The sequence below is a fragment of the Xanthomonas sp. SS genome, from assembly GCF_014236835.1.
Taxonomy (GTDB): domain Bacteria; phylum Pseudomonadota; class Gammaproteobacteria; order Xanthomonadales; family Xanthomonadaceae; genus Xanthomonas_A.
In genome coordinates this window covers 1,686,613-1,697,823 of sequence record NZ_CP051190.1, presented here as the reverse complement: position 1 = coordinate 1,697,823, position 11,211 = coordinate 1,686,613, and the positions used below count along the sequence as shown (strand labels likewise).

At 67.3% G+C, this 11,211-nt stretch carries 1 protein-coding gene; it reads right to left on the bottom strand.

Translation table 11 applies throughout. The features are described from left to right. Window positions 1-5: 5 nt before the first annotated feature. Window positions 6-11,210, bottom strand: a complete 11,205-nt coding sequence (locus HEP74_RS06940) for a non-ribosomal peptide synthetase (protein ID WP_185815787.1) — start codon at window positions 11,208-11,210, stop codon at window positions 6-8. Between the last annotated feature and the right edge of the window lies 1 nt (window position 11,211).

Genomic DNA, 11,211 nt, shown 5'->3' with positions numbered 1-11,211 from the left:
CCGTGTCACCACTCCGTTTCTTCGAGCGTTTCGTCGTCACGCTCAGGGGCGTTTGCATTCGCGTCGGCAAGCCCTGCGGTCAGGGCATCGATCAGCTGCGCCAGCAGCGCTACCGTCTGGTAAGCGAATACATCCTTGATCTTCAGGGTGCAGCCGAACTCTGAGGCGACCTTCGACAGCATTCGCATCGCCAACAGCGAGTGGCCGCCCAGATCGAAGAAGCGCTCCGTCGCGCCGATCGATTGTTGTCCCAGCAATTGCTCCCAGATCGCAGCGAGCCGGCGCTCGGTGGCGGTCGCGGGTTCGACGCGGGCCAGGGCACCGATCCGCTTGGGCAAAGGCAACGCACGCCGGTCCACCTTGCCATTGGCCGTCAATGGCAGTACGGGCAGCACCACGAACGCCGAAGGCAGCATGAAATGCGGAAGATGGCGTTGCAGCAGCGCACGCAGTTCGGGCACCAGCACCGTCTCGTCCGCCGCGCCCGCGGCGACGTAGGCCAGCAACTGGCGATCGGCGCCCTCGCCGGCCGTGGTCACCAACGCCTTGGATACGTCGGCGTGGTCGCACAGGCGCGCCTCGATTTCGCCAGGCTCGATGCGGAACCCGCGCACCTTGACCTGGCGATCGGCACGGCCGAGATACTCGATCCGGCCGTCGGTGCGCCAGCGCGCCAGGTCGCCGGTGCGGTACAGGCGTTGAGCGCAACCCTGGCCGAACTGCACGGTGATGAAGCGCTCGTCGGTCAGGTCGGCGCGTCCGGCGTAGCCGCGCGCCAGGCCATCGCCACCGATGTAGAGCTCGCCGACGACACCGATCGGCGCCGGCTGCGATGCCGCATCTAGGATATGCAGGACCACATTGTCGATTGGCGCGCCGATGGGCGGCAATGCCGGCCAGGCAGCGGGATCGCCGTCGAGCGCGTGCTCGCTGACGACGTGGCTCTCGGTGGGGCCGTACAGATTGAGCAGCATGCAACCGCTGCGCGCAGCCCAGGTGCGCAGCGCGTTCGACACCACCAACTGCTCGCCGGCCGCTTGCAAGCATCTCAGATCGGGCAATTCGACCCCGCTGTCGAGCGCAGTCTGCGCGAAATGGTCGATCATCGCGGTCGGCAGGTAGGCGCGCGCGATGCGTTCGCGACGCATCACCTCCAGCAGGCGACGCGTATCGAGGCGGTCGTCCTCTTCCAGCAGCACCAGCGGGCCGCCGTTGAACAGCGCCCCGGCGACCTCGTAAAGCGACATGTCGAAGCCGATCGCGGCGAACTGCAGGCTCGGCGCCGGTTCGGCCAGCATCGGATGGCGCGCTGCCAGCGACGTCATCAGGTTGACGATGGTGCGATGGCTCAACTGCACGCCTTTCGGCACCCCGGTGGACCCGGAGGTGTGCATGACGAAGGCCAGATCGTCGATGCGCGCGGCGACGTCCGGGCGCGCCTCGGACTGCGCAGCAAGCGCAGGCGCATCGTCCAGCAACACCACGTCGATGCCGCGGTGCGCGACCTTGTCCGCCAGTGTTCGCATCGCCAGCACACACCGCACGTCGCTGACGCGCAGCATCGCCGCGATGCGCTCGGCCGGCGCTTCGGCATCGATCGGCAGATAGGCGGCCCCTGCCTTCAGGATGCCGAGCAAGCCGATCACGTAGCAGGGGCTGCGCTCGACCAGCAGGGCCACCGCCTGGTCGCGTCCGATCCCACGCGACAGCAAATGCCGTGCCAGACGGTTCGCGTGATGCTCCAGCTCTCCGTAGCGCATGCGCTGCTCGCCATGAACCAGGGCGACGGCGTCGGGATGGCGGTCGACGCAGGCTTCGAACAGGCCGTGGATGGTTGCCTCCTGCGCATAGGCGCGCACGGGCGCCTGCCATGCCGCCAGGCGACGTTGCTCCTGTGCATCCAGCAGCACCGGCGCCGCCGCACGATCCTCCGCCAGCGCCGGCAGCGCGGCCAGCACCGCCGCAAAATGCTGCGCCATGCGCGCGACGACGGCATCGTCGAGCTGATCGGCGCGATAGCCCATCCGCACGCGCAGGCGCTCGTCCAGCGTGACGATCAGGGTCATCGCGTACTGCGTGCGGCGTTGGCTTGCGGCGAACTCCAGCTGCAGCGCCGCCCCCATCGCCTCGGCTTCGGCGCCGGCATCGATCGCGAGGTTCTCGAACACCAACAGGCTGTCGAACAAGGCCACGCCCGCCGGTAATCCCGACAGGCGCTGGATATCCGCCAGCGGCAGGTAGCCGTGATCGCTGCACGCCTGGAAATCGCGCTGCAATGCGTTCAACGCGTCGGCCAGGGCCAGATCCGGCGCAAATGCCACCGGCACCGGCACGGTGTTGATGAACAGGCCGACCATGTCCTCGATGCCGTCCACCTCCGGCCGACGGCCGGAAATGGTGGCGCCGAACACCACTTGCGACGCCCCGCTGTAACGATGCAGCAGATAGGCCCAGGCCCACTGCACGACCGTGTTCGGCGTGACTCTGCATGCCTGCGCCAGGCGATGCAGCGCGGCGGTCTCGGCCTGGCCGAGTTCGAGCATGAACTCGCGCGGGACAGCGTCGCCGTCGGGATCCTGACGCAACGCGGCCAATGGCGTGCATCCCTCGACTTCGCCGAGCAGTTCGCGCCATCGCGCGCGCGCGGCCGCGACGTCCTGCCGCTGCAGCCAGGCGATATAGCGCTCATACGGCTCCGGCTCGGGCAGCGCGGCTGCACGGCCCTCGACGGCGGCCTGGTACAGGGCGATCACGTCGCGCTGGATCAGCGGGCTGCTCCATCCATCGACGATGATGTGATGGGTCGTCCACAGCACCTGACTGCAGTCGTCGGCCAACTGGAATACGGCAATGCGCATCAGCGGCGCGCTCGCGAAGTCGAAGCCCCGCTCACGGTCGCGCAGGCGGTATGCCTCCAGGCGGGTTTCCTGCTCGTGCGGCACAAGCGAGCGCCAGTCCTCTTCGTGCCACGGCAGCTCGGCCTGCGCGGACACCAGTTGGTGCAGCGCCTCCTCCCCGTCGTCGAGGAAGGCGGTTCGCAGGATGTCGTGCCGTTGCACCACGCCTTGCCAGGCGCGGCGGAACGCGTGGCGATCGAGCGTGCCACGGAAGGTCAACGCCGTCTGCACGACATAGGTCGACGGATCGATCTGGCTCTCAAAGTGCAGGCCGACCTGCATCGGCGTGGCCGGATACAGCCGCGCTAGCAATGGATAGCGCGCGCACCACCCATCCAGCCGATCCTGGCCGATGCTGGCCAGCGGGAAGTCGGACGGCGTGAAGCCCGCGGTTTCGCGCTGAACGCAATGCGTGATCACGCGTTTCCAGCCATCACCGATCAGGGTCGCCAACCGCTGCATCGTCGCCACGTCGTACTGCGCGTCGCTGTAGTCGAGCACGAAGTTCAGGCATCCGCCGAACACCTTGCCGGACAGTCCGATCTGGTGCATGCGGCGGCGGCGGCCGGAGATCTTCTCGCCCACGCCTTCGGCGGCCGGCTGGAACAGGGTGTCCTGGTTCAGCACATGGTCGAACTGGCCGAGGTAGTTGAATTCCAGTTCCGGCTCGGTGACGTCGCAGGCAAGCAACTCGGCGTCGCGGGCGAGATGGCGCAGCGCGCCGTAACCGATGCCATTGTTAGAAATCCTGCGGTACTGCTCCTTGACCGCCTTGATCGTCGCGCCGGTGTCGTCGTGCGGCACGCTCAGCGTCAGCGGGTACACGCTGGTGAACCAGCCCACGGTCGAGCTGGTGTTGAGATGGTCGAACAAGGGTTCGCGGCCGTGACCTTCCAGGCGGATGCGCAGCGCGGTTTCGCCGGTCCAGGCACGCATGCCGAGATAGACCCCGGCCAGCAGCAGTTCGTTGATCCGGGTGCGGTAGGCCGCGTTGCAGCGGTGCAGCAGCGCCTGCGTCTGCGCCTCGTCGAGGCCGACGGCGAGCGTGCGCGTGCTCGCGATTTCGCCGAAGCCGTCGATGCGGCGGTCCACGGGCAACGGCGGCACCACGAGCGCGGCCTGGCGCAGCCAGAAGCCGCGCTCGGCATCCAGGGCCTGCGATGTCGCGTAGTGCGACATTGCCTCGCCCCATTGCTTGAACGACGACGTCTTGGCGTCGAGCTCGATGGACTGCCCGGCGCGGCGCTGCCCGTAGGCGCGGTCCAGATCGGAAAGCAGGATTCGCCAGGACACGCCATCGACGACGATATGGTGCACGACCAGGAGCAGGCGACCGGGCCGCGCATCATGCGCTCGGAAATACACCGCACGCAGCAATGGACCGGCGCCGAGGTCGAAGGCGCGTTGCCAATGCGTGCAACGCGCTGCCAAGTGGTCGTCGAAATCGGCGCCTGCCTCGGGCAGGGCCTCGACGATGCAGCTGTCGGCGACCATCGCCGCATCTAGCGGCGCATGCGTGGCCAACCACTGGCCGGTTTCGTCGCCGAAGCGCAGGCGCAGCGCGTCGTGACGCAGGTACAGTGCCTCGACCACGGCCGCGAGCGCGTCGTCGGCGAAGTCCTGCGGCGTCATCAGCAGCACCGCCTGATTGTAGTGATGGAGATCGCGCGACTCGGCACCCAGGAATAGGTGATGGATGGGCAACAGCGGCAGCGCGCCCCGCACCGGCTCCTGCGGTGCGCTCACCTGCGGCGCGGTCGCGGTCGCCGCCAACTTCGCCAGTTCGGCGACGGTCTGCGCCTCGAAAAGCTGCTTGGTGGTGACCGCGATTCCGGCCTGGTTGGCACGGGACACGACCTGGATCGACAGGATCGAATCGCCTCCGATCTCGAAGAAGTTGTCGTTCGCCCCGATCTTTTCGACACGCAGCACCTGCTGCCAGATCTGCGCCAATCGGATCTCGACGTCGCCGCTGGGCGCCACATAAACCTGCTGTGCTTCGTAGTTGGGCCTGGGCAGCCGGCGCCTGTCGACTTTGCCGTTGCGGGTCAACGGAATCGTGGGCAGCACCACGAAGGCCGCCGGCACCATGTAGTCCGGCACGCGACCCTTCATATGCTCGCGCAGCACCCTTGCCAGCAGCGCCTCTTCGTCGCTGTCGGCACCGTCGGCCCAGACCACGTAAGCCGCCAAGCGCGGATCGCCAGTGTCTTCCCGCACGACCGCCACGGCCTCGCGCACCAAGGCGTGCGCGAGCAAATGGGTCTGGACGTCGCCGAGCTCGATGCGAAAGCCGCGGATCTTGACCTGGTCGTCGACCCGGCCAAGGAATTGCAACTCGCCGCGCTCGTTCCACCGCGCCAAGTCGCCGGTGCGGTACAGGCGGCCGTCGCCATCCGGATGCGCCAGAAAGCGCTCGGCGGTCAATTCGGGCAGGCCGAGATAGCCGATCGCCAGCCCCGCGCCGCCGAGCATCAGCTCCCCGGCGACACCGACCGGTTGTGGCTGGCCTGCCCCATTGACCACACGCAACTCCACGTTCGGAAGCGCGCGACCGAGCACGATCGGCCGTCCCGGGACGATATCGGCGTGGGTGGCGGCCACCGTGGCTTCCGAGGGGCCATAGGAATTCACCACACGGCAGCGCTCCGCCCACCGCCACGCCAGGCGTTCCTCGCAGGCTTCGCCGGCGACGATGAGTACGCGCAACGCGTAGTCGCGGTCCAGCGGGACCTGCGCCAGCAGTGCGGGCGGTATCCAGCCATGGGTGATGCGCTCGGCGACGAGGAACTGGGCCAGGCGCTCGGGCGACTTGCGGTCTTCCTCAAGGCAGATGTGCAGGCTGGCGCCGCTGGCCAGGGCCATCAGCCATTCGAACACCGCGCCGTCGAAACCGATGGAGGCGAACGTCATCACGCGACTGTCTGCGTCCAGGCCGAACTCGCGCCGCTGGTATGTGGCGAGGTTCACCATTCCGCGATGCGTGTTGAGCACCCCCTTGGGAACCCCGGTGGAGCCTGAGGTGAAGATCGCGTAAGCCGCATCGTCCGGGCCGGCGCCGACCTCGCTCGCCTCCGGGTTGTCGCCGGAAAATGCCGAAAGCAGCAGCTCGCGCAGGTCCGCATCCAACGGCAACACCGTGCGTTCGCCCAGCATCGGCTGGGTCTCCAGCACGCTCTGTTGGGTCAATACCAATTCGACCTTGGCCGCGTCCAGCATCGCTTCCAGCCTTTCCTGCGGATGCGTCGGGTCCATCGGCACATAGGCCGCGCCGGCCTTGAGGATGCCGAGCAATCCCACCAACATCTCCGGCGAGCGCTCCACGCACAGGCCGATGCGATCGCCGCGCACCACGCCCTGCGCACGCAGCCAGTGCGCCACCTGATTGGCCACCACGTTCAGTTCCCCGTAGCGCACGCGCTGCCGTTCGAACGCTACCGCCAACGCCTGCGGGGCTCGTTCGGCGTGGGCCTCGAACAGGTGCTGCGCGCACGCCTGCGGCAGCGCCTCGGCACGTGGCCGCGACCAGTGCGCGAGCGCCACCGCGTCGTGCGCTGGCAGCAGCGGCAGTGTCATGGTCGGTTGGTCCGGGTCGCTGGCGACCGCACGAAGCAGCACCGTGAAGCTATCGGCCAGGCGCTCGATGGTGGATGCATCGAACAGGCTCGTGGCATAGATCCAGCGCGTGTGCAGTTCGCCGTCGATCTCGAAGACGTGCAATTCGATGTCGTAGCGGGCGACGGGAGCGCCGTCGTCCACGCGCGAGATTTCCAGGTCCGGCAACTGCAGTACGGCATCTTCCAAGTTGTGCAGAGTGAAGCTGATCTGGGCCAGCGGCGCGTGGTTGAGGCTGCGCTCAGGCTTGAGTTCGTCGACCAACATGTCGAACGGCACGACCTGGTGCGCGAACGCATCGAGCGTAGAGCGCCGGACCTGCCTGAGAAGTGCGCCGAATCCTTCGTTCCCCGACAGGTCGGTGCGCAATATCAGGCTGTTGATGAAGAATCCGACCAACGGTTCCAGTTCGCGGCGGGTACGGCCGGCCGATGGCGAGGCGATCGCGACATCTTCCTCGCCGCTCCAGCGCGAGATCAGCAACGCAAACGCGGCACGCAGCAGCATGAACATGCTCACGCTGTGCTGGATGGACAGGTCGCGCAGCGCCCGCGACAGCTCGACATCGATGCAACGCTCCACCGCGGCGCCGGCGTAGTCCTGGAGCGGTGGGCGCGCACGATCGAGCGGCAGGCGATGGAGACGCGGCAAATCGGCAAGCTGCTGCTTCCAGTATTCCAGATGCGGCCGCAGCGCCTCGCGCGATAGCGCACGCCGCTGCCAATGCACGAAGTCGCCGTACTGGATCGCCAGTGGCGGCAAGGCTGGCCGCTCTCCGCGGGCGAATGCCGCGTACAGTTGGGTGAACTCGCGGATCAGAACGCCGGTCGACCAGCCGTCGGAGGCGATGTGGTGCATGGTCAGGCCCAGCACGTGCTCGTCCTCCGCCATCCGTACCAGCATCATCCGCAGCATCGGATCGGCGGACAGGTCGAACGGCGCTGCGGCGCCTTCGGCGATCATGGCCGCCATCCGTGCCTCGCGTCGGTCCTGCGGCGCGGCCGCGAGATCGAGCGCATGCATCCGCACCGGTGCCGGAGGGTCGACGATCTGCGACGCCGTCCCGGATGCCGACACGAAGCGGCTACGCAATACCTCATGGCGCGCGACGATCGCGTCCAGTGCGCCTTGCAAGGCATTGCGGTCGAGCGGCCCCTTCAGGCGCAGCGCCGAGGAGATGTGATACTGGCGACTGCCGCCGCTGAACTGGTCGATGAACCAGAGCCGCTGTTGTCCGTAGGAGAGCGGAAGGACGCCGTCGTGCGCAACCGGCTCGATCGGACGATAGTCCACATCCGCCTGCGCGTCGATATGGGCAGCCAGCCCGCGCACTGTGGGATGTTCGAACATGCTGCGTACCTGCACGCGCCGGCGCAGGCGTTCGGCGATTTCCCCGACCACACGCGTGGCCAGCAGCGAGTGCCCTCCGATACGGAAGAAGTGATCGTCGATGCCGATCATCTCCAGTCTCAGCACGTGGCGCCAGATATCCAGCAGCGCCGTTTCGGTCGCGGTACTCGCTGCGGTGAAGGTCTCTTTGTCGAAATCGTCGCTCGCCGGCGCAGGCAACGCCGCTCGGTCGACTTTGCCGTTCGCCGTCAGCGGCAGCGCCTCCAGCAGCACATACGCGGCAGGCAGCATGTATTCCGGCAGGCTGCGGCGCATCGCCTCGCGCAGTTCGCGCACGCGCTGGTAGCGCCAGCGCTCGAGTTCGCTCTCGTCGTGCTCGGCGCCAGGCGGTTTCCCGCAGGGCACCACATAGGCTACCAACCGCTTGCTGCCCGCGCCGTCGGCATGCACCACGGCGCACGCATTGTCCACCGCGGCCTGCGCCAGCAGGGCCGCTTCGATCTCGCCCGGCTCAATGCGGAAGCCGTTGAGCTTGACCTGGCCATCGGCACGGCCGACGAATTCCAGCTCTCCATCGCGGCGCCAGCGCACCAGGTCGCCGGTGCGGTACATGCGGCCCTGGCCGGCGAATGGATCGGCCAGGAAGCTCGCCCGGGTCAATGCCTCCTGATTCAGGTAGCCGAGGGCCACGCCCGTGCCACCGATGTACAGCTCGCCCGTCACGCCGTCCGGCACCGGCTGCGCATGCGCGTCGAGCACGTAGAGCCTGGTGTTCTGGATCGGGCAGCCGATCGGGACGGCTTCGGCGCCGGACAGGTCGTTGTGCGGGCGCGAGACGAAGGTGCTACAGCCGACCGTGGCCTCGGTCGGACCGTATTCGTTCACCACGATGGCGTTCGGCAGCACGCGCGCGCGGAAACGCTCGAGCACGCGCGCCACCAGCTGTTCGCCACCGACCACCAGCAGGTGCGCCGTATCCGCGACCGGCCCTGGCGACAGATGCGCCAGCGCATCCAGGTGCGCTGGTGTCAGCTTGAACAGCAGCGGTTGCGGGCGCGCCGCGTACTCCAGCAATTGCTCCAGCGCGGTTTCATTCTCGTCGTCGAGCAGACAAACCGGCAAGCCGGCGCACCACGGTGCGATCAAGGTCGTCACCGTGGCGTCGAACGCGAACGGTGTCGCGACCACGCCGGCAGCGACGCCGCCGCCGAGATAGTGGCGTGCGGCGTAGTCCAGGTAATTCGTCAGCGCACGGTGCGGCACCGCCACGCCCTTGGGCTGGCCGGTCGAACCTGACGTGTACAGGACGTAGGCGACGGCATCGGCATCGACCGCCAGCGCAGGCGCGTGCCCGGACTGCGTGTCCAGTACCGGCCCGACGACATCCATCGGAATGGCGTCGCTGTCGCCGAAGGAGAGCGCATCCCACAGCTCGGAGTGGGTGAGTACCAGACGGATGCCAGCGTCCTCGATCATGTGCGAGAGACGGTTCTGCGGCGTATCCGGCGCAATCGGCACGTAGGCACCGCCGGCCTTGAGAACCGCGAGCAGCGCCACCGGCAGGTCCAGCGAACGCCGCAGGCAGATGCCGACACGGTCGCCGGGCCGTACGCCCCGCTCGACCAGATAGTGCGCGAGGCGGTTGCCGGCGCGATCCAGCGCCTGGAAGTCGAGCTCCCCCTCGGCGGCGACGACTGCTGGCCGATCCGCGTGGGCGGCGGCGATCGCGGACAGTCGCTCATGCATGCATCCGCCATGCGCGAGTGCCACATCGGTGCGGTTCCGATCGAGCATGCGCGAGCGCTCGACCTCATCCAGGAGCGGCAGGTCCGCTACAGGGCAGTCGGGCATGTCCAGCGCTGCATCGAGCAGAACGCAGAAGCTCGACGCGAGCTGCGCGATCATGCCTGTCTCGAACAGCGTTCGGTTGTAGGAAATGCCCAGCTGCATGCCGTCGCCGTCGTCGGCGATGTTGAATTCCATATCGAACTGGTTGGTGTTGCCGGCCTGGTCCAGCGAGTCGACTTCCAGCCCCGGCAGGACGATCTCGCGTGCCGTGCCGCTATGGTAGGAGAACAACAACTGGAACAACGGGCTGTAGCTCAGGCTGCGCTCGGGATTGATCGCGTCGACCAACAGCTCGAATGGAAGGGTCTGGTGGTTGAAGGCCTCGAGAACCTCGCGCTTGCTGGCATCCACGTAATTGCCGAATCCTTGCGCCGGATCGAGGCGCGTCCTCAGCACCAGGGTGTTGATGAAGAAGCCGACCAGATGCTCCAGATCCGGATGCACGCGCCCGGACACCGGCGTACCCACGGCGACGTCGTCCTCCCCGCCCAGCCGCGCCAGCAACAGCGCGAACGTGGCGTGCATCAGCACGAACGGCGTCATGCCCTTGGTGGCGCACCAGGCGCGCGCCTTGCGCGCGGTGGCAGCAGGGACATCCACGCGCAGCATGCCGCCGTGGAAACGCTGCTGCGCAGGCCGTGGCCACGACAGCGGCAACGCATGGACCGGGGGCAGGCCTGCCAGCCGCGCCGTCCACCACGACAGTTGCGTCTCCAGTGCCTTTCCGGACAGTTCATGGCGCTGCCATGCGGCATAGTCCCGGTACTGGACCGGCAACTCCGGCAGCGGATTCTCGCTACCGGCATGGAACGCGGCGTACAGCTGGCAAAACTCCTCGACCAGCACGTCCTTCGACCAGCCGTCGGAGGCGATGTGGTGGGTCACGAACAGCACCACATGTTCGTCCGCGCGCACACGCAGTACCGTCGCCCGCAACAGCGGAGGCTCGCCCAGGTCGAAACTGCGCGCCGACTCGGCGCGGCTTTGCTCGGCCACCGCCTCCCAACGCGCCTGCTCGGGCAGCGCGCCCAGTTCGATCAAGGTGACCGGCACCGGCCCTGCGGCGGCAGGCAACTGCACAATATCGCCCCCGGTATCCTGGATGAAGCGGGTACGCAGGGTCTCGTGCCTGGCGACGATCGTGTCGATCGTGCGACGCAGCGCATCCATGTCCAGCGCACCACGCAGCACCAGGTTGATATTGATGTTGTATTGGGAACTGCCGCCCTCGAGCTGGTGGATGAACCACAGCCGCTGCTGCGCGAAGGAAAGCGGTGCAGGCGATGCACGATTGGAGATCGGCAGGATCGGCGTCGTCTGCCTGATCCCTTCCGCCGCTCCGGCAAGGAATTCGATCAGCTCCTCGCGATGGGCACGGATCAGGGCGATGGCTCCCGAGTCGGAAATGGGCGCATCGGAGCGCGTCTTGAGCTTGCCGTCCTCCACGTACGGGAAGATGCCGAGCTCGTTCAAGGCCTGGACGACAGTCAGGATCGTCATA

What these genes read in the sequence shown, in the direction of transcription:
- HEP74_RS06940 (WP_185815787.1), bottom strand. Translation starts at nt 11,210, where the DNA reads ATGACGATCCTGACTGTCGTCCAGGCCTTGAACGAGCTCGGCATCTTC.